We start from the raw sequence: 24,398 nt of genomic DNA, 5'->3' as shown, positions 1-24,398 counted from the left end.
CCCGCTCCCCGACGCCGGGTGTCAGCCCTTGACCGCCCCGGTGAGCATGCCCTTCTTGAAGTGCCGCTGGACGAGCGGCGATGCGATCGCGACGGGGATCAGGGCAAGGACCATGACAGCCATCTGGAGCCCCAGGGAGGAGAGTTGACCGGTGCGAACCGCCTGTTGGAGGCCGGTCGGCGCCTCGGTGTTCTTCTGGACCAGCTGGATGAGGACGTTCTGAAGCGGCATCATCTGCTGGTCGGTCAGGTAGATGGAGGCGTTGAACCAGGCGCTCCAGTACCCCACCGCGTAGAACAGGGAGATGACGGCCAGCACCGCCCGCGACAGCGGCATGATGATGGTCAGCAGGATGCGCAGGTCACTGGCCCCGTCGATGCGCGCGGACTCGGTGAGTTCGGGGGAGATCCCCATGAAGAAGGCCCGCAGGACGAGGATGTTGAAGACGCTGACCGCGCTCGGCAGGATCAGGGACAGATAGGTGTCGGTGAGGCCCAGCGACTGCACCAGAAGGTACGTCGGAATGAGGCCGGCCCCGAAGAACATCGTCGCCATCATGGTGATCAGCAGGAACCGGTGGCCCAGACTGCCCGGCCGGGACAGGCCGTAGGCCGCGAGCACCGACACCGTCATCGAGAACAACGTGCCGAAGAGCGTGACGCCGAGCGAGACCATGATCGCCCGGCTGACCTGGCCGCCGCTGAGCAGTTCCGTGTAGTTGACGAAGGTGATGCCCTGGGGGATCACGACGAGGCCGCCGACCCGGTCGATCACCGGTTTGGGCGAGAGACTGGTGACGATCACGATCCACAGCGGACCGAGCACCCCCAGGCAGCACAGGACGAGGAGGCCGCCCTTCGCGGTGAGTCCGGTCCTGCCCGGCGGCTCCTCCCACGCGGGGCGGGCGGGCGCCTTGAGGCTGCGGACGAGCTGCGTGTCGAGGCTCACTTCTGGTACACCCCCTGCTCGCCGAGCAGGTGCGCGAACTTGTTCGCGCCCAGGACGAGACAGACTCCGATGGCGCCTTTGACGAGGCCGACCGCGGCCGCGTAGCTGAAGTCGCCGTTCTGGATACCCATGTTCCACACGTACGTGTCGAGGACCTCGCTGGCCCCCACGCCGACCGCGTCCCGCTGGAGCAGGAACTGCTCGAATCCGACGCTCAGCGCGTCGCCCACCCGTAGGACCAGCAGGAGCGCGATCACCGGGCGCAGCGCGGGCAGCGTCACATGCCACATGCGCCGCCAGCGCCCCGCGCCGTCCATGGCGGCGGCCTCGTACAGATCGGTGCTGACGGCGGCCAGCGCGGCGAGGAAGACGATGATCCCCCAGCCGGCGTCCTTCCACACGGCCTGCGCGGTGACCAGGTACTTGAAGAGGTCGGCGTCGGTCATCAGGTCGAAACCGCTCCAGCCGTGGTCCTCGAGGGTCTGCGCGATGATGCCCGCGCCGCCGAAGACCTGCTGGAACACGGTGACCACGAGGACCCACGAGAAGAAGTGCGGCAGATACATGATCGCCTGCGCCACGGCCCGGACCCGGGGCCGGATCACGCTGTTGATGAGCAGCGCGAGGGCGATGGGGATCGGGAAGAACAGCACCAGTTGGAGGGAGAACAGAAGGACGGTGTTCTTCGCGGCACTCCAGAACAGCGGGTCGTCGACCATCCGCGAGAACTGCTCCACACCGACCCAGGGGCTGTGGAAGATCGCCGTGACGCCGTTGCTGGACACGTACGGGTCGTAGTCCTGGAAGGCGACGACGTTGCCGAGCAACGGGATGTAGTTGAAGAGCAGGAGCAGCACGATGACGGGCAGCGTCATCAGGATGAGCGCGCGGTCGCGGCGCAGCCGGATCCGCCAGGGGACCTTGCCGGCCCTGCCCGCCTTGCGCGGCACCCGCTCCTTCGCCACGGCTGTGGCGACCGCGGCCGTCGGTTCCTCGACGGCCGCGGGGGGACGAGTCCCTTCGGGTCTGCTCCCGGCCGTGAGAGACATCAGTTGCCACTGCCGTTCTTGTCGAGCAGCTGCTTGTACCAGTCGCGCAGCTTCTCGCCGCCGGAGGACTTCCAGGTGGAGATGGCGGCCTGCACGTCGGACAGCTTCCTGTTGCCGCGCACGTAGTCGATCTCCAGCTGCTCGAACTGGCTGGAGAGGTTCGCGTACCGGGTCGGCTCGACGATGTTCATGCCGTACGTGGACGTCTTCTTCATGAAGGCGCCCATCCGCTGCTGCCACTCGACCTGCTTGCGGGCGATCTCGGGGTGGTCGGGGTGGGCGTAGTAGGCGGCCGGCGCGGACAGCATCACCCAGGCGTTGATGACCTCGGAGTTGCCCAGGTCGGTCTTGACCGGGACGCCGTCCTTGACCGTGTAGTGGGTGCCCTCGACGCCGTAGTCGACGAGCATCCGCTCCTTGGTGCCGTAGGGCGCGGCCGCGAAGTCGGCGGCGGCCAGCGCGTTCTCGATCGTCGTCTTCGAGGCGCCCTTGCGGATCATCGACCAGATGCCGGCCGGCTGGGCCGCCCACAGGGACGGGTCGCCGCCGTCCGGGCCGAAGAGGTCCATGCCCTCGATCACGAAGTCCGGGTTGGCCGCGGCCTGTTCGGCGGTCTTGCCGTACCAGGTGGACATGTCGTTGTTGAAGACCAGGATCTGTCCGGCGGTGAACCGCTGGCCCGCGTCACCGGAGCGCGCCTTGTCGTCGGGATGCACGACACCCGCGTCGAACAGCTTGCGGGTCCACTCCAGGGCCTCGAGGTACTCGGGCTGCTCGATGCGGTAGGTCAGCTTGCCGTCGGACCCGATGTTCCAGCCGATCGGCCCGGAGGCACGGACGCCGAAGATGTTGAAGGCGCTCCAGGACATGTCCCCGCAGGCGTACACCTTGGCCTTGGCGCTGGTGGCCTCCTTGGCCCAGCTGAGGAACTCGTCGGGCGACTTGGGTACGGAGTAGCCCTTCTTGTCGAAGATGTCCTTGCGGTAGTAGGGCACGATGAAGGACGCGGTGGCGGCCGGCATCGGGATGCCGCGCAGCGCGCCGCCGAAGATGCCCATGCGCCAGGCGTCGGAGGGGATCGCGGCGAGGTTCGGGTACTTCTTGACCTTGTCGCCCGCCAGGTGGGGGCCCAGGTCCATGAACTTGGCGGTGACCGCGTTGGAGATCTTTCCGACCAGTTCCCAGCTCGGCACGACCACCATGTCGGGTATGGAGCTGGAGGCGAGGACGGCGCCCAGCTTCTGGCCGTAGGTGTTGCCGTCCTGGTTCTGCCAGGTGATCTTGGTGCCCGCCGCGGCGTCGAGCGCCGTGTAGTAGGCGCAGCCGGCCTTCGGCGGGGAGCCCCAGAACGGGGACATGATCTTGAAGGAGGCGCCGGTGCCGAGCTTCTCCGGGACCGAGGCGGTCAGGGTCGCGAGGTCGACCTTGCCGGTGTAGCCGGCGGACGAACCGTTCTTCGACGGAACGTCCGGCTGGGCGACCGTGCTGGCGACGTACGTCGGCAGCAGCTTGTTCGCGTCCTTGCCCGACGTGGTGCCGTCGCGCGAGCCGCTGTCCGTACCGCCACAGGCGGCGAGCAACGGCATCCCTCCGGCCACCGCGGCGGTGGCGACCGCCGTCGAGGCGAGGAAGCTTCTCCGGCTCGGGCCGGAGGAGGCGGAAGCGGCGTTCGGCGTCATTGCGTCAACCCTTCATGGCGCACCAGGACACCCGGCGGTGGCCGTCGGCTGCGGTGTCTCGAGTGGAACTGGCTGAGCTGAAGCGGTCCTCCGACGATGTTTCGACAATTCCCAGTCGAAGCGCTTCGATGTTGCTGCGAGGTTAAGTGAACACCCTGGGGCGCACAAGGGTCGCTCCCAACATTCCTCCGAGGTATGCGGGGCGACCTCTCCTTATGCGCTGCTTGAAATAGCGGTGAAGTCCCCTTGACACCCGCCCCACCGTCGAATGAGCATCGAAGCGCTTCGAAAGAGCCTCCCCGCTCCACCGCAAAGGGATCCCCACGTGACCGCACACACGCCGCCCACGCCGCCTTTCCGCGATCCGCAGCTGCCGTTCGCGAAGCGCATCGACGATCTGCTGTCCCGGCTGACCCCCGAGGAGAAGGTCTCCTTCCTGCACCAGTTCGCGCCCGCCGTCGAGCGGCTCGGCATCGCCGCCTTCCGCACCGGCCAGGAGGCGCTGCACGGCGTCGCCTGGATGGGCCCGGCGACGGTGTTCCCGCAGGCCGTGGGACTGGGCGCGACCTGGAACACCGACCTGGTGCGCCGGATCGGCGAGGCGGTGTCCAAGGAGGTCCGGGCGATGCGCGCCCGCGACGAGCGGGTGGGCCTGAACGTCTGGTCCCCCACCGTCAACCTGCTGCGCCACCCCCTGTGGGGCCGCAACGAGGAGGGCTACTCCGAGGACCCCCGGCTGACCTCCGCCATCGCCACCGCCTACACGCACGGGCTGCGCGGCGATCATCCGACGTACTGGCGCACGGCCCCGGTCCTCAAGCACTGGCTGGCCCACAACAACGAGACCGGCCGGGACGTCACCTCGTCCTCGGTCCGCCCGCGTGTGCTGCACGAGTACGATCTGCGCGCCTTCCGCGGATGCGTCGAGGCGGGCGCGGTGGCCGGGGTGATGCCGGCGTACAACCTGGTCAACGGCCGCCCCAACCATGTCTCGCCGTATCTGCGCGAGCAGCTGCGCGCCTGGACCGACGAGGAGCTGCTGGTCTGCTCGGACGCGGGCGCGCCCTCCAACCTGGTGGACTCCGAGCACTACTTCGACACCCACGAGGAGGCGACGGCGGCCGCGCTCGTGGCCGGCGTGGACAGCTTCACCGACCACGGCACCGACGGCTCGAAGATCGTCGCCCGGGTCGAGGGGGCTCTGGAGCGGGGCCTGCTGACCCAGGCCGACGTCGACGCGGCGGTCCGCCGCCAGCTCTCGGTCCGCTTCCGGCTGGGCGAGTTCGACCCGCACTACGACCCGCACGCCGGCACCGGCGAGTTCGACTCCCCGGCCCATCGCACGCTCGCCGGGGAGGCCGCCGAGCAGGCGGTCGTCCTGCTGCGCAACGACGGTGTGCTGCCCCTGGCCGCCGACACCCGGATCGCGGTGGTCGGCCTGCTCGCCGACGAGTGCAAGCTCGACTGGTACAGCGGCACGCTGCTGCACCGCTCCACCCCGCTGGAGGGCCTGTACGAGCGGTTCGGCGCCGAGCGCGTGGAGTTCGCGGAGGGCGTGGACCGGGTCCTGCTCAAGACCTCCGCGGGCGCGTTCCTGAAGGTCCCCACCGCTCCCGAGGCCACCGACGAGGTGCGCGGCGCCGAGGGCGCGCTCGACCCGGCGCTGCTCGCGGGCCGCACCGACCTCCCGCCGCTGACCACGGACGCGACCGGTACGGAGCTCGCGCTCGTCGACTGGGGCGAGGGCGTGCTGACCCTGCGGGCGCCCGACGGGCGCTACCTCTCCGTCGCCGAGGACGGCTACCTGCGCGCCTCCGCCGACCAGCCCGGCGGCTGGGTCGTCCAGGAGACGTTCCGCCTGGAACCGCGCGCGGACGCCGACGGGAACACGCCCGGGAACACCCAAGAAAACGGTCACCTCCTGCTGCATCTGGGTACGGGTCGCCACGTCTGTGTCGCCGCCGACGGCGTCAGGGTTGCCGGGCCGGACGAGGAGAATCCCGAGGTCGTCGAGGTCATCGTCGTCGAATCCGGCGAGGACGCAGTGACCCGCGTCACGGCCGGGGCCGACGTGGTCGTGGTCGTGGCGGGCAACGACCCGCACATCAACGGCCGGGAGACCGAGGACCGCACCACGCTGCGGCTGCCGGCCCACCAGGAGCGGCTGCTGGCGGCCGCCCGGGCGGCGAACGCGCGCACGGTGCTGGCCCTGGTGTCGGCGTATCCGTACGCGATCGAGCCGGGCCCGCTGTCCGCGGTGCTGTGGACGGCGCACGGCGGCCAGGCCGCGGGCACCGCTCTCGCGCGGGTGCTGGCCGGTGACGTCTCCCCGGCCGGACGCCTCCCGCAGACCTGGTACGCCGGCGACGCCGATCTGCCCGACCTGCTCGACTACGACGTGATCGGCGCCCGTCAGACGTACCTCTACTTCGAGGGCACCCCGCTGTTCCCGTTCGGACACGGCCTGTCGTACGCGTCGTTCTCCTACGCGGACCTGGCGGTGCGCGTCGAGGAGGGCACGGCGCACGTCTCCTGCACGGTCACCAACACCGGGGAGATGACGGCCGACGAGGTCGCCCAGCTCTACACCCGCGCCGTGGACCCCTCGGTCACCCGGCCGCGCCGCGAGCTGCTGGACCACCGCCGTGTCACGCTCGCCCCGGGCGCGAGCGCGGAGCTCTCCTTCGACGTGCCGCTGTCCGCCTTCGCGTTCTGGGACGTGGCGCAGGGGCGGTGGCGTCTGGAGTCCGGCCCGTACGAGCTCCTGGTCGGCGCGTCCAGCGCGGACGTCCGGCTGCGGACGACCGTCACGCTGGAGGGCGAACCGTCCGCCCCGCGCCCGGTCCGGCTGCGCGGTCTGGAGGCCGCCGACTTCGACGAGCAGAGCGGCGTCGAGATCGTCGACCGGACGAAGGTGTCGGGCGACGCGGTGACGCCGGTGGCGGGCGGGACGGGCGAACTGGTCTACCGGGCCTGCGACTTCGGCGCGGGCACCGGCACGACGGGCGTGACGGTGACGGCGGCCGGCTCGGGCACCGTGGAGCTGTCGCTCGACGGCGGGCCGGTCCTGGCCACGCTGACGGTCGCCCCGCCCACGCCGGGACCGTACGACCACCTCACCGTGGACGCGGCCCTCACCGCCGGGGGCGTCCACGATCTGCGTATCGGACTGCGCGGCCCACTGCGGCTGGCGCATGTCGGCTTCTCCGGTTGAGGGTCCGGAGGAAGCCGGCACGAAGAAGGGGTCCGGCACCGGAAGGCAACGGTGCCGGACCCCTTCGGGGAGCCTATATGAAAATGGTTCCCATGAGCTAGAGCGCGAGCCCGGTGAGGACCAGCACCCGCTCGTACGTGTAGTCGTCCATCGCGAACCGCACGCCCTCACGCCCCACGCCGGACTGCTTGGCGCCGCCGTACGGCATCTGGTCGGCCCGGTAGGACGGCACGTCGCCGACGATGACACCGCCGACCTCCAGCGCCCGGTGGGCACGGAAGGCGACCTGGACGTCGTGCGTGAACACGCCCGCCTGGAGGCCGTACTTGGAGGAGTTGACGGCGGCGAAGGCCTCGGCCTCGCCGTCCACCTTCGTCACGGTCAGGACCGGTCCGAAGACCTCCTCGCAGGCGAGGGTGGTGTCCGCCGGCACGTCGGTGAGGACGGTCGGCGCGTAGGAGGCGCCGTCGCGCTTGCCGCCCGCGAGGAGCGAGGCGCCCGCCGCGACGGCCTCGTCCACCCAGGTCTCGACGCGCTTGGCCGCGTCCTCGCTGACCAGCGGACCCACGTCGGTCCTGTCGTCCGAGGGGTCGCCGGTGACCTGCGCCTCGACGGCGGCGACGATGCGCGGCAGGAGCCGGTCGTACACGGAGGCGTCCGCGATGACCCGCTGCACCGAGATGCAGGACTGGCCGCCCTGGTAGTTGGAGAAGGTCGCGATGCGGCCGGCCGCCCAGTCGAGGTCGGCGTCGCTCGCGAAGTCGCCGAGCACGACGGCCGCGCCGTTGCCGCCCAGTTCCAGGGTGCAGTGCTTGCGCGGCACCGAGTCCATGATCGCGTAGCCGACCTTCTCGGAGCCGGTGAAGGAGATGACCGGCAGCCGCTCGTCCTGGACGAGGGCCGGCATGCGGTCGTTGGAGACCGGAAGGATGCTCCAGGAGCCGGCCGGCAGCTCGGTCTCGGCGAGCAGGTCACCGATGATCAGGCCGGACAGCGGGGTCGCCGGGGCCGGCTTGAGGATGATCGGCGCACCGGCCGCGATCGCCGGGGCGATCTTGTGGGCGCACAGGTTCAGCGGGAAGTTGAACGGCGCGATGCCGAGCACGACCCCCTTCGGGAAGCGCCGGGTGAGGGCGAGCCGCCCCTGGCCGCCGGCGTCGGTGTCGAGGCGCTGGGCCTCGCCGCCGTTGAACCGCCGGGCCTCCTCGGCGGCGAACCGGAACACGGAGACGGCTCGGCCGACCTCCCCCCGCGCCCACTTGATCGGCTTGCCGTTCTCGGCGGAGATCAGCAGGGCGATCTCCTCGGTGCGCTCGACGAGCCGCTTGCTGACGTGGTCGAGGGCGGCGGCGCGCACATGGGCCGGGGTGGCGGCGAACTCGTCCCGCACGGCGTACGCGGCGGCCACGGCCTCCTCGACCTGCGCCTGCGTGGGCACGCTGACCTTGCCGACGAGACGGCCGTCCCACGGCGAGGTGACGTCGAAGCTGTCCTCGCCGGTGACCTGGCGGCCGGCCAGCCAGAAGGCGTGGGTGGCCCCCACATTCTTTTCCTGGGGCATTTGCGAGTCCCGGCCCTTCCGCTTAGGGGGTGTCCTGTGGCTTTCGTGCTCCACGGTAGGGGCGGGAGGCCGAAGGGTCGCTTGTCCGAGTCGTACGGGTGGGCGGCCGGGGTGCGCCGGTTTGGCACGGTCGCCCCGCTGCCGTGCGGAGCCGCTCCCGTGCCTGCCGCTCGCGTTCCAGGACGAGCCACAGCGCACCGAGCAGCACCGTGCACAGACACCAGCTCGCCACGACGTCGAGCGGCCAGTGGTAGCCGCGCCTGACCAGCCCGAAGGACACGGCCAGGACGAGCAGGGCGCTCGTCGCGAGGGCCAGCCGGCGGGCGGACGCGGTGCCCAGCCACGGCAGCAGGACCAGCGCCGCCGCGCCGTAGGCGACGGCCGCCGTCGCCGTGTGCCCGGAGGGGTAGTAGCCGGTGGCCGGAGGCACGGCAGGCGTACCGGGCCGGTCGGTCCACACCTTCAGAGGGACGACGATCAGCGGCACCAGCAGCAGCACGGCGAGCGCGGCGAGGGACGGCAGCCACCACCGCGCCCCGCCCGCCGCTCTCCCCCGCCACGCCGCGTACCCGGCGACCAGCACCAGGACGGGCACCGCGACCTGCACCTCGCCCAGGTCGGCCAGCAGCTCGGAGGCCCGGTCGGGATGGACGAGGGCGCGGCTGAGGCGCTCGTCCGGGCGCAGCAGCGGGCCGTCGGCGGCGACCTGCCAGGTGATCAGCGCGAAGAGCAGGGCGGGCGGCAGGAGACCGAGAACGGCACGGCTGGGGCGGGACGGCATGGGCCCCAGCTTGTCAGGAGCGGCCGGACGGCGGAAAAGGAACCCGGATCGAAAAAAGACCCCGGATCGGATCCGGGGTCTGCTTTGCGTGGTCTGCGCCGGAGGAGGAGGTCGGCCACCCCGGAACAGGGGGGGTGGTTCCGGGGTGGCCGTCCGGACCGGGGTGCCGGCCGCCCCGGGGGGTTTGGGGCGGGCGGCCGTCCGATCGGTGTGGAGATCCGAAGCCTGAAGCTCCGGTTGTGTGCGCGAGGGCACGACCAGGTCGAAGCTGGGGAGGCCCCGGCCTGGATCCGTCCGCAGTCCCCTGTGGACGGGGTGTATCTCTCATCTGGTGAGAACCTACGGCAGAGGCAGGCGGTACGACAGGCCGTATCCCGTCCCGCCATCCTCCTCGCACACCTTCTTCACACCCTCTGCGGCCGATGGGGATCAGCTGTGCGGTACCTCGGCTCAGATGCGCGCGAAAGCCTGCTCGATGATGTCGAGGCCCTCGTTGAGCAGGTCCTCGCCGATGACCAGCGGCGGCAGGAAGCGCAGCACGTTGCCGTAGGTGCCACAGGTCAGGACCAGCAGGCCCTCCTGGTGGCAGGCCTTGGCCAGCGCGCCGGTCGCCTCGGGGTTCGGCTCCTTCGTCGTACGGTCCTTGACCAGCTCGATCGCGATCATCGCGCCCCGTCCGCGGATGTCGCCGATGATCTCGAACTTCTCGGCCATGGCGGCGAGGCGGCCCTTCATGACGGCCTCGATGTGCTTCGCCCGGGCGTTGAGGTCGAGCTCCTTCATCGTCTCGATCGCGCCGAGCGCACCCGCGCAGGCGACCGGGTTGCCGCCGTAGGTGCCGCCCAGGCCGCCCGCGTGGGCGGCGTCCATGATCTCGGCGCGGCCGGTCACCGCGGCGAGCGGCAGACCGCCCGCGATGCCCTTGGCCGTCGTGATCAGGTCGGGGACGATGCCCTCGTCCTGGCAGGCGAACCACTGGCCGGTGCGGCAGAAGCCGGACTGGATCTCGTCGGCGACGAACACGATGCCGTTGTCGGACGCGAACTTGCTGATGGCCGGCAGGAAGCCCTTGGCGGGCTCGATGAAGCCGCCCTCGCCGAGCACCGGCTCGATGATGATCGCGGCCACGTTGTCCGCGCCGACCTGCTTGGTGATCTCGTCGATGGCCTGCGCGGCGGCCTCGGAGCCGGCGTTCTCGGCGCCGGTGGGCCAGCGGTAGCCGTAGGCGACCGGGACGCGGTAGACCTCGGGCGCGAACGGGCCGAAGCCGTGCTTGTACGGCATGTTCTTCGCCGTCAGCGCCATGGTGAGGTTGGTGCGGCCGTGGTAGCCGTGGTCGAAGACGACGACCGCCTGCCGCCTGGTGTACGAACGCGCGATCTTGACGGCGTTCTCGACGGCCTCGGCACCGCTGTTGAACAGCGCGGACTTCTTGGCGTGGTCACCCGGGGTGAGCTCGGCGAGGGCCTCGGCCACCGCCACGTAGCCCTCGTAGGGGGTGACCATGAAACAGGTGTGGGTGAAGTCGGCGAGCTGGGCGGTGGCCCGGCGCACGACGGCCTCGGCCGAGGCGCCGACGGACGTCACGGCGATGCCGGAGCCGAAGTCGATCAGGCGGTTGCCGTCGACGTCCTCGATGATGCCGCCGCCCGCGCGCGTGGTGAAGACGGGGAGCACCGAACCGACACCGGCCGCGACCGCGGCGGTACGGCGGGCCTGGAGTTCCTGCGACTTCGGGCCGGGGATGGCGGTGACGACGCGGCGCTCCTGCGGAAGGGCGGTCATGAGGGGCTCCTGGGGTTTTGCGGACACTTTCGTTCTTTTCTCGCAGGCTAGGACGGGGAGTGGAGGGTGGGCATGCTCCATGTGGGCGGTGTCGGCGGGGCGGCTTGTCCGTCATGGACAGTGCCGCCGGACGGTGATCGTCACAGGCCCGGCCGCGTAAGCGGTGAACTCCCCTTGCGGGCGCGTTAGATTGACTCGCTGATGGTGGACGGAACGGCTGGTCGGGGGGCAGGGGCGATGGACGGCGACGGGACGCAGGACGCGCGGGGTACGCAGGCGAATCCCGTGCCGCGCCCGGCGGGGCCGGCGCGGCCGTCGACGCCGCCGCGGCCGGACCGGGCGCCGGGCGTACCGCCTGCCCCCGGGCACTCCCCGCGGGCCGCGTCCGCCGTCGCCGACTGGCTCGACGAGGCGCGTCCCACGGCGCGGACGGGGATCTGGCGCTACGGGTACCGGCCGCCGAAGGCGGCCCGGACGACGGAGCGGCTCGCGCCGGTGACGGTCTTCGGCATGCTGGTCCCGCTGGTCGTCGCGCTGGTCCTGTGGTCGCTGTGGCGCCGGGGCGGCCTGCCGTACCAGTTCACCCTGCTGCGGCTGTTCACCCCGGACGACTGGTGGTGGGGCGGCACGATCGCGTCCCCGAAGTCCATGGAGGGCGCCGAGGCGCGGGTGGTCTACGACGGCCTGTTCTTCGCCGTCCTCGTCTGCGCGATGGGCCGGCTGGGCAGCTGGGCGCACGCGGTGCGGCACTTCGTGGGCCGCAGGCCGCAGCCCGCGCGGGCTCTCGTCGCCCTGCTCGGCGCGCTCGCCACCCTCAGCTTCGTCTTCCCCGGCGCCTTCGGGGTCGGCTGGGACGCCCTGCCCGTCATCGACCCGCTGTTCTCGCTGATCGTCCTGATCTCCGGCAGCTACGAGCTGTTCGCCTCCCCCCTGTTCACGAACGCGCTGTACACGGTCATCACGCTGCTGGTGGTGTGGCCGTTCGCGAAGGTCGGCGGCTGGTGGCCGTACGTGCAGGAACGACTCGCCACCCGGCGCGCCGAGCCCGGCCGGGCCGCGCCCGCGGTCGAGCTGCCGCGCGCCCAGTGGCCCGAGCTGCGCAACGCGGGGCAGTACGAGGCCGCCGAGCTGCTGACCGCCGAGGTCGCCGCCGGCCGGATGAACGACGTGGACTGCGTGCGGGTACGACGGGCCTGGACGGCGGGGATCCCGGACTTCCGGGACACCGTGCTGCGCCACGGCGGGGCCGCCTGGACCCACCCCTCCGGCGCCCGCGACCTGCCCCGGCGCACCGCGCGCCACGATCTGCTCACCGGGCAGGTGAGGGTCGGCCGCTGGGTGGCCGCCGAACGCACCCCGGACAGCTATCACGACGCGGGCGCCGCGCTCGGCCCTGAGGTGCTGGGCACCTCGCTGCTGGCGGTCGGGCCGTCGGGATCGGGCAAGACCCGGACCCTGGTCGAGCCGCTGACCGAGGCGCTGGCCCTGCAGGCGCTCACCGGGGCGTGCGCGGTCGTCGCGGTGTCGTCGCCCGGCGGCCCGCTCGGCTCCGACTCCGCGTTCGACGTGATCGTCGGGATCGGGGACCCCTCGTCCGTGCACGACCTGGACCCGTACGCGGAGTCCGAGGACCCGGACGAGGCGGCCGCGATCCTCGCCGAGGCGCTGGTCGGCGACCTCGACACGGTGAGCGGCCAGAGCGCGACGACGGCGCTCGCCCAGGTGCTGGGCCCCTACCGGAGCGCGCACGGGTGCTTCCCCACGCTGCCCGAGCTGCGCGAGCTCCTGGAGGGCGAACCGGCCTCGCTGTCCGCGCTGCGGGAGGCCGTGGCCGGTGACGAGGTGATGCGCCGTGAGCTGGAGGCGCGGGTCCGGCAGACAGGGACCCCGGGCGACGCGGGCCGGGCCCTCGCCGACCGGCTGGCGCTGCTCAACCGCCCGGTCTTCGCGGAGTTCTTCGGCGGCGGCAGCAACGCGCACCGGGCGTTCTCGCTGCGCGCCGTCGCCCACCACCCGCTGCGGGTCCGCGTCGACCTGCCCGAGCGGGGTCACGAGGAGGCCGCCCGGCTGATCACCCGGCTGGTCCTCGCGCAGTTCCACACCGTCGTACGGGAGCGGCGCGACCACTTCGCCTGTCTGGTCCTGGACGACGCGACGGGAACGGTCACCGAGGGGTCGGTGCGCCGGCTCCAGCGGCTGCGCTCGCAGAACGCCGGCGTGGTCCTCGCCCTGCGCTCCATCGGCGACGTCCCGGAGGCGCTGCACGGTCCGCTGTACGGGGCCGTCGGCTGCCGGATGGCGTTCTCCGGCATCACCACCTGGGACGGCGGCCGGTTCGCGCAGACCTGGGGCACCGAGTGGGTGGAGACCACCGAGGTCGCCAAGCACACCGTCTTCGCCGACCAGCCGATGACCCGTGCCATCCACGCCCTGCGCAAGCTCGTCACCGGCAAGGCGGTGACCACGGACGCGGTGACCGTGCGCCAGGTGGAGCGGGAGCGGTGGTCGGCGTCCCGGCTGGCGCACGAGGTGCCGCCCGGCCACGCGGTGCTGTCCCTGACCGACGTGCGGGGCGAGCACGCGCCACCGCTGCTGGTGGACCTGCGGGGCTGAAGACGCGTCCGCGGTCCGTACAGTGAGGCAGAATCGGGAGAGACCGTTCATACGCGGCGGCCAAAAGATCACGCCGCCGATCACTCCCCCGACCTGAAGGCCCCATGCCTCCCACGCTCGCCTCGCTCGTCCACCACTCCGCGCTGAAGCTGACCGTGCGGGCCGGCGGGGACCGTCTGGACGTGCCGGTGCGCTGGGCGCACGTCAGCGAGCTCGCGGACCCCGTGCCGTACATGGAGGGCGGGGAGCTGCTGCTGATCACCGCGCTCAAGCTGGACGCCGAGGACCCGGAGGCCATGCGGCGCTATGTGCGGCGGCTGGCCAAGGCCGGGGTGGTCGGGCTCGGCTTCGCCGTCGGCGTCAACTACGAGGACATCCCGAAGGCCCTCGTGGACGCGGCCGAGGAGGAGGGCCTGCCCCTGCTGGAGGTGCCGCGCCGCACGCCCTTCCTCGCCATCAGCAAGGCGGTGTCGGCGGCGATCGCCGCCGACCAGTACCGGGCGGTCACGGCAGGGTTCGCGGCCCAGCGCGAGCTGACGAAGCAGGCGCTGACGGACGGCCCGCAGGGGCTGCTCCGCGCGCTCGCCGCGCAGGTCGACGGGTGGGCGGCCCTGTACGACGCCTCGGGTGCCGTCGTGGGAGCCGCGCCGGAGTGGGCGGGCCGGCGGGCGGGGCGGCTCACGGCGGAGGTGGAGCGGCTGCGGGAACGGCCGGCCCCGGCCTCCGCGGTGGTGGGCGGCGGCGGGGGGCCGGAGCGCTCCGGATCCGACGGCCGGCACGACGACCGGGTCGAGCTGCACTCCCTGGGCACCGGCCGGCGCCCGCGCGCCGCGCTCGCGGTCGGCACCGCCTCGGCTCTCGGCACCGCCGAGCGGTACGCCGTCCACTCGGCCATCGCACTGCTCACCCTGACCACCGAACGCTCGCGCTCGCTGCACGCGGCGCAGCAGCGGATCGGCGCGGCGGTGCTGGGCATGCTGCTGGCGGGCGAACCGGACCACGCGCGGGCCGTCGCCGGGGACCTGTACGGCGGGCTGCTCGACGCCCCGTTCCGGCTGATCCTCGCCGACGCGACGGCGGCGTCGGCCGCGGCCGACGGGGGCGCAGACCCCTTCGACGGTCTCGCCGAGGCCGTCGAGTCGGCGGCCGCACGGGCCGGGGAGGCCGTGCTGGTGGTGCCCGAGGGCGATCGGCTGGTGGCCCTGGTCGCGGACGGGGGCGCGGCCGCGGAGGCGTGCGCGCAGTACACGGCCGCGCTGGAGAACGCGCGGGCGGCCGGGGGCGTCGCGTCCGAGTCCGGCGACGAGGTCGGACTCGTCGTGGGCCTGTCCGCGCCGGCCGGGCCGATCGCGGCGGCATCGGCGTACAAGCAGGCCGAGCAGGCGCTGTCCGTCGCCCGGCGCCGGGGCCGGGTCTTCGTGGAGCACGAGCGGCTCGCGGCGGGTTCCGTGCTGCCCCTTCTCGCGGACGACGCGGTGAAGGCGTTCGCGGACGGCCTGCTGCGCGCCCTGCACGAACACGACGCGACCGGCCGCGGCGACCTGGTGGCCTCCCTGCGGGCCTGGCTCTCCCGCCACGGCCAGTGGGACGCGGCAGCGGCCGACCTGGGCGTCCACCGGCACACCCTGCGCTACCGGATGCGGCGGGTGGAGGAGATCCTCGGACGGTCCCTGGACGACCCGGATGTCCGGATGGAACTGTGGCTGGCGCTGAAGGCGACGTCGACGGAGTAGCACGACGGGCGGGCAGGGCGAGGCGGGGCCGGACAGGTCGGGGCGACGAAGCGAGGCGCGAGGCGCCGTCGCCGAAGCAGCACGACGGGCGGGCAGGGCGAGGCGGGGCCGGACAGGTCGGGGGCGACGAAGCGAGGCGCGAGGCGCCGTCGCCGAAGCAGCACGACGGGCGGGCAGGGCGGGGCGGCGGAGCAAGGCGCCGCCCCGGCAGCATGCGCTGGCACAGGCACAGGCACGGAGACAGACACCGGGCACCAGGCACCAGCACCAGCACCAGCAAGCGGAGCAGCACCAAGTAGCCGTCGCTGCGCCGGAGGCGGAGGCGTCCGCGTCGGCCGCACGGGCGGCCGACGCGGAAAGGATCTCCCGGGATCTCCCGGGATCCGCCGGCTCCCGGTCCGGGGGAGGTGAAGGCGGGCCGGTCCCGACCCGGTCGGTGGTCGGGTACCGCGGCGGAGGTGTCCGGCCGGTCAGCCGCCCTCTCCGCCGGCCAGGACCGCCGCCGCCTCGTGCATCGCCAGTTCGAGCAGCGCGGTATCGGTCAGGGTGCCGGAGCCGTCCGGCGGGACCAGCCAGCGGACACCCCGGGCCGACCGGCCCGGATACGGCACGACGATCCGGGTGCCGGCCCCCGCCGTACGGATACCGGTGCCGAGCCAGCAGGCGGCCGTGCCGGGCGCCACGAAGAAGCCCATGCGGTTGTCTCCGAGGTCGACGAGCACGGGGCCCGGCCGATGCAGGATCCGGGTGAGCACGTCGAGGGTGGGACAGCCGAGCTCGCCCGGCAGGATGAGTACGTCCCAGGCCTTGCCCGCGGGCAGCAGCGCCACCCCCAGGGGGTTGCGCTCCCACTCCCGGCGGCACGCCTCGGGATCCGGTGCGACGGATGCCAGCCATTCGACAGCCGTCTTCGCCCCAGCCATGAGAAGACCTCCCTCTCGCTCGTGGACGCGGTCGCGTCACGAGGGAGAGGGAGGTCCCCGGCGGGCATTACGCGGGTCGGGGCCACCCGTTGGGGTGAACCGGGTCACACCGCACCGGCATCGGTCGGCCGTCGACCGTGGTGCCGCGGCTGTCAGCTGTCGAAGCCCAGCCCCAGCCGGTCCATCGTCTTCAGCCACAGGTTGCGCCGCCCGCCGTGCGCGTCGGCGCGGGCCAGCGACCACTTGGTGAGGGCGATGCCGGTCCAGGCGAAGGGCTCGGGCGGGAAGGGCAGCGGCTTCTTGCGGACCATCTCCAGCGACGTCCGCTCGGTGCTCTCCCCTGCCAGCAGGTCCAGCATCACCTCGGCCCCGAAGCGGGTGGCCCCGACACCGAGGCCGGTGTACCCGGCCGCGTAGGCCACCTTCCCCTGGTGCGCCGTGCCGAAGAACGCCGAGAAGCGCGAGCACGTGTCGATGGCCCCGCCCCAGGCGTGGGTGAAGCGCACCCCCTCCAGCTGCGGGAAGCAGCCGAAGAAGTGGCCGGCGAGCTTGGCGTACGTCTCCGGCCGGTCGTCGTACTCGGCGCGCACCCGGCCCCCGTAGGGGTAGACCGCGTCGTATCCGCCCCACAGGATCCGGTTGTCGGCCGACAGCCGGAAGTAGTGGAACTGGTTGGCCGAGTCCCCGAGGCCCTGCCGGTTCTTCCACCCGATCGAGTCGAGCTGCTCGGCGCTCAGCGGTTCCGTCATCAGCGCGTAGTCGTAGACCGGGACGGTGTACGCCCGCACCCGCCGGACCAGGCTGGGGAAGATGTTGGTGCCGAGCGCGACCTGCCGGGCCCGCACCTGCCCGTAGGGGGTGCCCACGGCCATTCCGGCGCCGTAGGGCTTCAGCGACAGGGCGGGGGTGTGCTCGTAGACACGGACGCCCAGCCGCACGCACGCCTGCTTCAGCCCCCAGACGAGCTTGGCGGGATGGAGCATGGCGACGCCCCGGCGGTCGTACAGACCCGCCTGGAAGGTGGGCGAGGCGACCTGCTCGCGCACCGCGTCCGCGTCGAGGAACTCGAGCCCGCCCGCGAGACCCTTGCCTTCGAGCTCCTCGTACCAGTCGCGCAGTTCCCACGCCTGGTACGTCTCGGTGGCGACGTCGATCTCGCCGGTGCGCTCGAAGTCGCAGTCGATGCCGTGCCGGGCGATCGCCGCCTCGATCTCGTCGAGGTTGCGCATCCCCAGCTCCTCGAGCCGGTGGATCTCGTCCGGCCAGCGGGTGAGCCCGTTGGGCAGCCCGTGGGTGAGGGAGGCCGCGCAGAAGCCCCCGTTGCGGCCCGAGGCGGCCCAGCCCACCTCACGGCCCTCCAGCAGCACCACGTCCCGCTGCGGTTCGCGCTCCTTGGCGACGAGCGCGGTCCACAGTCCGCTGTAGCCACCGCCGACGACCAGCAGGTCGCAGGTCTCGGGGCCGGTGAGCGCGGGCTCGGGGCGCGGCTTGCCGGGATCTTCCAGCCAGTAGGGCACGGGCTGTGCGTCGGAAAGAGAAGTGATCCACCGGTTCATGGCGCTTGGGGCCATGATTTCAACTCCCTACAGGGCTTTTAAGATGACGCCTTTTGCTTGTTGCGGCGATTTCCGATGACCATCGAGGTCAGTACGAACAGTACGGCGATGAGGAACATGGCCGTACCGATGACATTGATCTGAACGGGCGTTCCGCGCTGCGCCGAACCCCAGACGAACATGGGGAAGGTGACGGTGGAACCCGCGTTGAAATTGGTGATGATGAAATCGTCGAAGGAGAGCGCGAAGGCGAGCAGCGCGCCAGCGGCGATTCCGGGGGCGGCGATGGGCAGCGTGACGCGCAGGAACGTCTGCGCCGGCCCGGCGTAGAGGTCCTGGGCGGCCTGCTCCAGGCGCGGGTCCATCGACATCACGCGCGCCTTCACCGCCGTCACGACGAAGCTGAGGCAGAACATGATGTGCGCGATGAGGATCGTCCAGAAGCCCAGCTGGGCACCCAGGTTGAGGAACAGGGTGAGCAGCGAGGCGGCCATCACGACCTCGGGCATCGCCATGGGCAGGAAGATCAGCGAGTTGACGGCGCCCCGCGCGCGGAAGCGGTAGCGGACGAGCGCGAAGGCGATCATCGTGCCGAGGGCGGTCGCGCCGATGGTCGCCCAGACGGCGATCTGGAGGCTGAGCGACAGCGACCCGCAGAGCCCGGCGACCCCGCACGGGTCCTTCCAGGCGTCGGTGGAGAACTGCTGCCATTGGTAGTTGAAGCGCCCCTTCGGTTTGTTGAAGGAGAACACCGTGACGACGACGTTCGGCAGCAGGAGATAGGCGAGCGTGAGAAGTCCCGCGATGACCACGAAATGGCGCTTGAGCCAGTTGACGAAGGGCATTTAGACCAGATCCTCCGTCCCGGACCTGCGGATGTAGAGAGTGACCATGAACAGAATCGCGGCCATCAGGATGAATGAGAGAGCCGCCGCCGTCGGATAGTCCAGGACGCGCAGGAACTGCGTCTGGATCACGTTTCCGATCATGCGGGTGTCCGTCGAGCCGAGGAGTTCCGCGTTGACGTAGTCGCCGGCCGCCGGGATGAAGGTCAGCAGCGTCCCGGAGACCACGCCCGGCATCGAGAGCGGGAAGGTGACCTTGCGGAAGGTGGTGACCGGCCTGGCGTACAGGTCCCCGGCCGCCTCGTGCAGCCGCCCGTCGATGCGCTCGAGCGAGGTGTAGAGCGGCAGGATCATGAAGGGCAGGAAGTTGTACGTCAGACCGCAGACCACCGCGAGCGGGGTGGCCAGCACCCGGTCGCCCGCGGTCCAGCCGAGCCAGCCGGTGACGTCGAGGACGTGCAGGGTGTTGAGGGCGCCGACGACCGGGCCGCCGTCCGCGAGGATCGTCTTCCAGGCGAGGGTGCGGATCAGGAAGCTGGTGAAGAACGGCGCGATCACCAGGATCATGATCAGGTTCCGCCAGCGGCCGGCCCGGAAGGCGATCAGATAGGCCAGCGGGTAGCCGAGCACCAGGCACAGGATCGTCGCGGCGGCCGCGTACAGGACCGAGCGCAGGAACTGCGGCCAGTACTCGCTCAGCGCGTCCCAGTAGGTCGCGAGGTGCCAGGTGACCTTGTAGCCCTCCTCCAGGGAGCCCGTCTGCACGGACGTGGAGGCCTGGTAGATCATCGGCAGCGCGAAGAACACGAACAGCCAGAGCAGACCGGGCAGCAGCAGCCAGTACGGCGTCCAGCGCCCGCGCTTGCGGGGCGGCTTCGCCGTCGGCGCCGTCGGGGACAGCGGCGGGGGCGCCTCGGTGAGCGTCGCCATCAGAGCGCCGCCTCTTCCTGGATGCCGGCGTCGATGTCCTGGGCGGCGTCGAGGCCGAACGTGTGGGCGGGGCTCCAGTGCAGGACGACCTCGGCGCCGGGGGCGAGCCGGGCGTCCCGGTCGATGTTCTGGGCGTAGACCTCGAACTCGGGGCAGACCGGGGTGTCGATGACGTACTGGGTGGAGACGCCGATGAACGACGAGTTCGCGATGCGCCCGGTGATGCGGTTGCGGCCTTCGGGAATCTCGCCGGCGTCGTCGGCGTGGGTGAGGGATATCTTCTCCGGGCGGACGCCGACCAGCACCTTGCCGCCGGTCGTCGTGGGCGCGGAGCAGCGCGACTCGGGCAGCACGAGTTTGCCGCCGCCGGCCTTCAGCACGATGTCGTCGCCGCTCTTGGTGTCGACCTCGGCCTCGATGAGGTTCGAGGTGCCGAGGAAGTTGGCGACGAAGGTGGTGTTCGGGTTCTCGTAGAGGTCGGTCGGCGAGCCGAGCTGCTCGACCCGGCCCGCGTTCATCACGGCGACCGTGTCGGCCATGGTCATGGCCTCCTCCTGGTCGTGCGTGACGTGCACGAAGGTGATGCCGACCTCGGTCTGGATGCGCTTGAGCTCCAGCTGCATCTGACGGCGCAGTTTGAGGTCGAGGGCGCCGAGGGGCTCGTCGAGCAGCAGCACTCCGGGCTTGTTGATCAGGGCGCGGGCCACGGCGACCCGCTGCTGCTGGCCGCCGGAGAGCTGGTGCGGCTTCTTACGGGCCTGCTCGCCGAGCTGTACGAGCTCCAGCATGTCCTCGACCTGCTTCTTCACGCTCTTGATGCCGCGCCGGCGCAGACCGAAGGCGACGTTCTCGAAGATGTCGAGGTGCGGGAAGAGGGCGTAGGACTGGAAGACGGTGTTGACCGGGCGCTTGTACGGCGGGAGTGCCGTCACGTCCTGGTCGCCGAGGTGGACGGTCCCCGAGGAGGGTTCCTCCAGACCGGCGATCATGCGCAGGGTGGTGGTCTTGCCGCAGCCGGAGGCGCCGAGCAGGGCGAAGAAGGAGCCCTGCGGGACGGTCAGGTCGAGCGGCTGGACGGCGGTGAAGGAGCCGTAGGTCTTGCTGATGCCGGTCAGGCGGACGTCGCCGCTGCCGCTGTTGGTCGTCTTCATCGTCGTCACGCCCCGGTGAGCTTCGCGAACTTCGCCTCGTAGGCGGTCTCTTCCTTCGAGCTCAGCGAGCGGAAGGAGTGCGACTTCGCCTGCATGGCCTGGTCAGGGATGATCAGCGGATTGTTCGCCGCATCCTCGTCGATCTTCGCCAGCGCGTCCTTCACGCCGTCCACGGGACAGACGTAGTTGATGTACGCGGCGAGTTCGGCGGCCGGCTCCGGCTCGTAGTAGTAGTCCATGAGCCGTTCGGCGTTCGTCTTGTGACGTGCCTTGTTGGGGATCAGCATGTTGTCGCTGGACGTCAGATAGCCGCTTTCCGGGATGACGAAGTCGACGTCGGGACTGTCCGCCTTCAGCTGCACGACGTCACCGGCCCAGGCGATGCAGGCCGCGAAGTCGCCGCTGGTGATGTCGGAGGTGTAGTCGTTGCCGGTGAAGCGGCGGATCTGGCCGCTGTCGACGCCCTTCTGGAGACGGGCGATGGCGGCGTCGTAGTCGTCGTCGGTGAACTTCTCCGGGTCCTTGCCCATGTCCAGCAACATCATGCCCATGCTGTCGCGCATCTCGGTGAGGAAGCCGACGCGGCCCTTGAGCTTGGGGTTGTCGAGCAGGTCGGAGACCGACTTCACCTCGACGCCGTCGAGCGCCTTCTTGTTGTAGGCGATCACCGTGGAGATGCCCTGCCAGGGATACGAGTACGCCCGGCCCGGGTCCCAGTCGGGGCTGCGGAACTGGGCCGACAGGTTGGCGTAGGCGTGCGGCAGGTTGGCCGGGTCCAGTTTCTGGACCCATCCGAGGCGGATGAGGCGGGCGGCCAGCCAGTCGGTGAGGACGATGATGTCGCGGCCGGTGTCCTGGCCCGCGGCGAGCTGCGGCTTGATCTTGCCGAAGAACTCGTTGTTGTCGTTGATGTCCTCGGTGTACGCGACCTTGATGCCGGTGCGTTTCGTGAAGGCGTCGAGCGTCGGGTGGTGCTTGCCGCTCTCGTCGACGTCCATGTACTCGGTCCAGTTGGAGAAGCTGACGGTCTTCTCCTTCGCCGAGTGGTCGTCGGCGGCCGTGCCGCCCTCGGTCTTGCCGGCCGCGGGGATCCCGCAGGCGCTGAGCGCGCCGAGGCCGCCCAGTGCCAGGGCGCCTCCGGTGGAGGCGCGCAGCAGCGACCGGCGGGTCATGGCCGCCCTGCCGTTGCGGAGGCTGCGCCGCATGGCGGCCACTTGGGCCGGGCTCAGGCGGTCGGGCTCGTACTGCTCCATGCGCGTGGTGCCCTTTCGGGAGGGTCGGCCGTGGTCGGCGGCCGGTCGTAGTCGCTCTAACAGTCCCCGAAGATGGTGCGGTGCCAGGGCTTGCGGGCCACCGCGGTGTTATCGAACATAACGTGCTTTACCTGTGTGTACTCCTCGAACGAGTACACGGACATGTCCTTGCCGAAGCCGGAGGACTTGTAGCCGCCGTGGGGCATCTCGCTGATGATCGGGATGTGGTCGTTGACCCACACGCACCCGGCCTTGATCTCGCGCGTCGCCCGGTTCGCCCGGAAGACGTCCCGGCTCCACGCGGAGGCGGCCAGCCCGTACGGGGTGTCGTTGGCGAGCGCGATGCCCTCGTCGTCGCTGTCGAAGGGCAGCACCACCAGGACCGGGCCGAAGATCTCGGACCGCACGACCTCGCTGTCCTGCGCGGCGTCCGCGATCAGGGTGGGGCGATAGTACGCGCCGTTCTTGAGATCCCCCTGTGGAACCTCACCGCCGGTCACCACGCGCGCGTAGCCACGCGCCCGGTCGACGAAGGCGGCGACCCGGTCGCGCTGGACGTGCGAGACCAGCGGGCCGAGGTCGGTTCCGGGGGCGAAGGGATCACCGAGCCGGACGGTCTCCATCAGGGCGGCCGTCCGCTCGACGAACGCCTCGTAGAGGGGCCGCTGCACGTACGCGCGCGTGGCCGCCGTGCAGTCCTGCCCGGTGTTGATGAGCGCCCCCGCGACCGCGCCGTTGGCCGCGGCCTCCAGGTCGGCGTCGTCGAAGACCACGAAGGGCGCCTTGCCGCCCAGCTCCAGGTGGAGCCGCTTGACGGTCGCGGTGGCGACCTCGGCGACGCGCTTGCCGACGGCGGTGGAGCCGGTGAAGGAGGTCATGGCCACGTCGGGATGCCCGACGAGCCGCTCACCGGCCTCCTGTCCGGTCCCGGTGACGATGTTGATCACGCCGTCGGGGATGCCGGCCTCCGTCGCCGCCTGGGCGAAGAGCAGCGAGGTGAGCGGGGTGAGCTCGGCGGGCTTGAGCACGATGGTGTTGCCCGCCGCGATCGCCGGGAGGATCTTCCAGGCGGCCATCTGGAGGGGGTAGTTCCAGGGCGCGATGGAGCCTACGACGCCGATGGGTTCACGGCGGACGTAGGAGGTGTGGTCACCGGAGTACTCACCGGCGGACTGGCCCGCGAGATGGCGGGCCGCGCCGGCGAAGAACGCGGTGTTGTCGATGGTGCCCGGCACGTCGAACTCGCGGGTCAGCTTCAGCGGCTTGCCGCACTGGAGGGACTCGGCGCGGGCGAGCTCCTCGGCGCGGTCGGCGAGGACCGCGGCGAACCGGTGCAGCGCGTCGGAGCGCTCACCCGGCGTGGTGCCGGCCCAGCCCGGGAAGGCGGCGCGGGCGGCGGCGACCGCCGCGTCGACGTCGTCGGCGCCCGCCAGCTCGTAGGTGAAGACCTCCTCGCCGGTGGCGGGGTCGATCACGGCGTGGGTCCGGCCGGACGTGCCGTGCCTGAGACGGCCCCCGATGTACTGAGCGCCGTCCGCGAATCGTTCCTGCGCGGGGAACCGGTCCTGCATGTCGCTCTCCTCCGCCTTCGCCCCGCTGTGCGCGGCGGCGGCTGGCGTAGCTCCAGCTTGATTTGATTGCCGATCCTGACAGAGCAAGGGCACTCCAACAAGTGATTCCGTTGTTGCCTTTTGGTTACGCGACGGAATCTGTCGAGGGCGGGTCGACCAGGTGTCGAGTCCGAGCGGAAAAGGCGGGACGCACTGTCAGTGGCGCGTGCCAGACTCGCGTGCATGGAGAAGATCGATTGCCAGGAGGCCCTGGTCAGGCAGGTCCGGGCCGGGGCGAGGATCAAGTATCTGCATTTCTGGGGGCACCGTCCGCGACCCGACGGCCGGCTGGGCTCGAGCTGCCTGAGCCAGTGGTGGCCGTCACCCTTCGTGGTCGACGGGGTCACCTACGCGACGGCCGAGCACTGGATGATGGCAGGCAAGGCCCGCCTCTTCGAGGACGCGGAAGCGGAGCGGCGGGCGCTGGCCGCGGCCTCCCCCGCCCAGGCGAAGAAGGAGGGGCGGCTGGTGCGCGGCTTCGACGAGACGACCTGGCAGCGGGAGCGGTTCCGGATCGTGGTCGAGGGCAGCGTCCACAAGTTCGCCTCGCAGCCCGGACTGCGGGCGTTCCTGCTGAGCACGGGCGAGCGGGTGCTGGTGGAGGCGAGCCCGATGGACCGCGTATGGGGCATCGGGCTCGCGGCGGACGACGAGGCGGCGATGGATCCACAGCGCTGGCGCGGGCCGAACCTGCTGGGCTTCGCGCTGATGGAGGCCCGGGAGAGAGTGCGGGCGGCGGCCTGAGCCGCCGCTGCCGCATGAGGGAC

General features: G+C 71.2%; 17 protein-coding genes. 4 read left to right on the top strand and 13 right to left on the bottom strand.

Annotated elements, in window-relative coordinates:
- Positions 1-21: 21 nt before the first annotated feature.
- Genes QQM72_RS02530 through QQM72_RS02520 form a run of 3 tightly spaced genes read right to left on the bottom strand, consistent with a single transcriptional unit; the run spans position 22 to position 3,676 of the window.
- Complete coding sequence (locus QQM72_RS02530) at positions 22-948, bottom strand: carbohydrate ABC transporter permease (protein WP_314219100.1); 927 nt, start codon at positions 946-948, stop codon at positions 22-24.
- Entirely contained in the window at positions 945-1,997 is a 1,053-nt protein-coding gene (locus QQM72_RS02525; RefSeq protein WP_314219099.1) for an ABC transporter permease, read from the bottom strand. Before QQM72_RS02525 ends, QQM72_RS02530 begins: the two co-directional genes overlap by 4 nt.
- Positions 1,997-3,676, bottom strand: a complete 1,680-nt coding sequence (locus tag QQM72_RS02520) for an extracellular solute-binding protein (protein WP_314219098.1) — start codon at positions 3,674-3,676, stop codon at positions 1,997-1,999. The genes QQM72_RS02525 and QQM72_RS02520 overlap by 1 nt, the downstream gene beginning before the upstream one ends.
- A 325-nt stretch (positions 3,677-4,001) precedes the next feature.
- On the opposite strand from QQM72_RS02520, the gene QQM72_RS02515 reads away from it, so the two are divergent.
- Positions 4,002-6,890, top strand: coding sequence for a glycoside hydrolase family 3 C-terminal domain-containing protein (locus QQM72_RS02515; protein ID WP_314219097.1), 2,889 nt, complete (start codon positions 4,002-4,004; stop codon positions 6,888-6,890).
- A gap of 97 nt (positions 6,891-6,987) precedes the next feature.
- Here QQM72_RS02515 and QQM72_RS02510 read toward each other — a convergent pair whose 3' ends face one another.
- The 3 genes from QQM72_RS02510 to gabT form a co-directional block, all read right to left on the bottom strand.
- Complete coding sequence (locus QQM72_RS02510; protein ID WP_314219096.1) at positions 6,988-8,433, bottom strand: aldehyde dehydrogenase family protein; 1,446 nt, start codon at positions 8,431-8,433, stop codon at positions 6,988-6,990.
- A gap of 40 nt (positions 8,434-8,473) precedes the next feature.
- The gene (locus tag QQM72_RS02505; protein WP_314219095.1) at positions 8,474-9,232 is read right to left on the bottom strand and encodes a phosphatase PAP2 family protein; all 759 of its coding nucleotides are present in this window, start codon (positions 9,230-9,232) and stop codon (positions 8,474-8,476) included.
- Positions 9,233-9,682: 450 nt separating this feature from the next.
- Positions 9,683-11,017, bottom strand: a complete 1,335-nt coding sequence (gene gabT / locus QQM72_RS02500; RefSeq protein ID WP_314219094.1) for a 4-aminobutyrate--2-oxoglutarate transaminase — start codon at positions 11,015-11,017, stop codon at positions 9,683-9,685.
- A gap of 237 nt (positions 11,018-11,254) precedes the next feature.
- On the opposite strand from gabT, the gene QQM72_RS02495 reads away from it, so the two are divergent.
- Both QQM72_RS02495 and QQM72_RS02490 read left to right on the top strand, forming a co-directional pair.
- Positions 11,255-13,630 (top strand): ATP/GTP-binding protein, encoded by a 2,376-nt coding sequence (locus QQM72_RS02495; RefSeq protein WP_314219093.1) that lies wholly within the window; start codon positions 11,255-11,257, stop codon positions 13,628-13,630.
- 104 nt (positions 13,631-13,734) lie between these two features.
- Complete coding sequence (locus QQM72_RS02490; protein WP_314219092.1) at positions 13,735-15,363, top strand: PucR family transcriptional regulator; 1,629 nt, start codon at positions 13,735-13,737, stop codon at positions 15,361-15,363.
- 470 nt (positions 15,364-15,833) lie between these two features.
- Here the strand turns inward: QQM72_RS02490 and QQM72_RS02485 are convergent, their stop codons facing one another.
- The 7 genes from QQM72_RS02485 to QQM72_RS02455 form a co-directional block, all read right to left on the bottom strand.
- A complete protein-coding gene (locus tag QQM72_RS02485) occupies positions 15,834-16,286 on the bottom strand; it encodes a bifunctional DNA primase/polymerase (protein WP_314219091.1) in 453 nt (150 codons plus the stop codon).
- A 152-nt stretch (positions 16,287-16,438) separates the two neighbouring features.
- Positions 16,439-17,857 (bottom strand): NAD(P)/FAD-dependent oxidoreductase, encoded by a 1,419-nt coding sequence (locus QQM72_RS02480; protein WP_314219090.1) that lies wholly within the window; start codon positions 17,855-17,857, stop codon positions 16,439-16,441.
- Positions 17,858-17,880: 23 nt separating this feature from the next.
- Positions 17,881-18,687, bottom strand: coding sequence for an ABC transporter permease (locus QQM72_RS02475; RefSeq protein ID WP_054239690.1), 807 nt, complete (start codon positions 18,685-18,687; stop codon positions 17,881-17,883).
- A complete protein-coding gene (locus QQM72_RS02470) occupies positions 18,688-19,617 on the bottom strand; it encodes an ABC transporter permease (RefSeq protein WP_314219089.1) in 930 nt (309 codons plus the stop codon).
- The gene (locus tag QQM72_RS02465; protein WP_199875765.1) at positions 19,617-20,768 is read right to left on the bottom strand and encodes an ABC transporter ATP-binding protein; all 1,152 of its coding nucleotides are present in this window, start codon (positions 20,766-20,768) and stop codon (positions 19,617-19,619) included. Before QQM72_RS02465 ends, QQM72_RS02470 begins: the two co-directional genes overlap by 1 nt.
- Before the next feature lie 5 nt (positions 20,769-20,773).
- Entirely contained in the window at positions 20,774-22,021 is a 1,248-nt protein-coding gene (locus QQM72_RS02460; RefSeq protein ID WP_314219088.1) for an ABC transporter substrate-binding protein, read from the bottom strand.
- A 56-nt stretch (positions 22,022-22,077) separates the two neighbouring features.
- Entirely contained in the window at positions 22,078-23,592 is a 1,515-nt protein-coding gene (locus tag QQM72_RS02455; RefSeq protein ID WP_314219087.1) for a gamma-aminobutyraldehyde dehydrogenase, read from the bottom strand.
- Positions 23,593-23,814: 222 nt separating this feature from the next.
- Between QQM72_RS02455 and QQM72_RS02450 the strand changes: the two genes are divergently transcribed.
- Positions 23,815-24,375: an NADAR family protein gene (locus QQM72_RS02450; RefSeq protein WP_314219086.1), complete on the top strand. Its 561-nt coding sequence runs from the start codon at positions 23,815-23,817 to the stop codon at positions 24,373-24,375.
- Positions 24,376-24,398: the final 23 nt, after the last annotated feature.

Origin of the sequence: Streptomyces zaehneri (assembly GCF_032248645.1) — a bacterium.
In the GTDB taxonomy this organism is placed as follows: domain Bacteria; phylum Actinomycetota; class Actinomycetes; order Streptomycetales; family Streptomycetaceae; genus Streptomyces; species Streptomyces coriariae.
This window is presented reverse-complemented; position numbering and strand designations above follow the sequence as displayed.

Excerpts from the sequence above, each read along its gene's own strand:
- QQM72_RS02460 (WP_314219088.1), bottom strand. The coding sequence starts at position 22,021 with ATGGAGCAGTACGAGCCCGACCGCCTGAGCCCGGCCCAAGTGGCCGCC.
- QQM72_RS02485 (WP_314219091.1), bottom strand. The coding sequence starts at position 16,286 with ATGGCTGGGGCGAAGACGGCTGTCGAATGGCTGGCATCCGTCGCACCG.
- QQM72_RS02450 (WP_314219086.1), top strand. The coding sequence starts at position 23,815 with ATGGAGAAGATCGATTGCCAGGAGGCCCTGGTCAGGCAGGTCCGGGCC.
- QQM72_RS02525 (WP_314219099.1), bottom strand. The coding sequence starts at position 1,997 with ATGTCTCTCACGGCCGGGAGCAGACCCGAAGGGACTCGTCCCCCCGCG.
- QQM72_RS02475 (WP_054239690.1), bottom strand. The coding sequence starts at position 18,687 with ATGCCCTTCGTCAACTGGCTCAAGCGCCATTTCGTGGTCATCGCGGGA.
- QQM72_RS02470 (WP_314219089.1), bottom strand. The coding sequence starts at position 19,617 with ATGGCGACGCTCACCGAGGCGCCCCCGCCGCTGTCCCCGACGGCGCCG.
- gabT (WP_314219094.1), bottom strand. The coding sequence starts at position 11,017 with ATGACCGCCCTTCCGCAGGAGCGCCGCGTCGTCACCGCCATCCCCGGC.
- QQM72_RS02505 (WP_314219095.1), bottom strand. The coding sequence starts at position 9,232 with ATGCCGTCCCGCCCCAGCCGTGCCGTTCTCGGTCTCCTGCCGCCCGCC.
- QQM72_RS02490 (WP_314219092.1), top strand. The coding sequence starts at position 13,735 with ATGCCTCCCACGCTCGCCTCGCTCGTCCACCACTCCGCGCTGAAGCTG.
- QQM72_RS02480 (WP_314219090.1), bottom strand. The coding sequence starts at position 17,857 with ATGGCCCCAAGCGCCATGAACCGGTGGATCACTTCTCTTTCCGACGCA.
- QQM72_RS02520 (WP_314219098.1), bottom strand. The coding sequence starts at position 3,676 with ATGACGCCGAACGCCGCTTCCGCCTCCTCCGGCCCGAGCCGGAGAAGC.
- QQM72_RS02495 (WP_314219093.1), top strand. The coding sequence starts at position 11,255 with ATGGACGGCGACGGGACGCAGGACGCGCGGGGTACGCAGGCGAATCCC.
- QQM72_RS02455 (WP_314219087.1), bottom strand. The coding sequence starts at position 23,592 with ATGCAGGACCGGTTCCCCGCGCAGGAACGATTCGCGGACGGCGCTCAG.
- QQM72_RS02465 (WP_199875765.1), bottom strand. The coding sequence starts at position 20,768 with ATGAAGACGACCAACAGCGGCAGCGGCGACGTCCGCCTGACCGGCATC.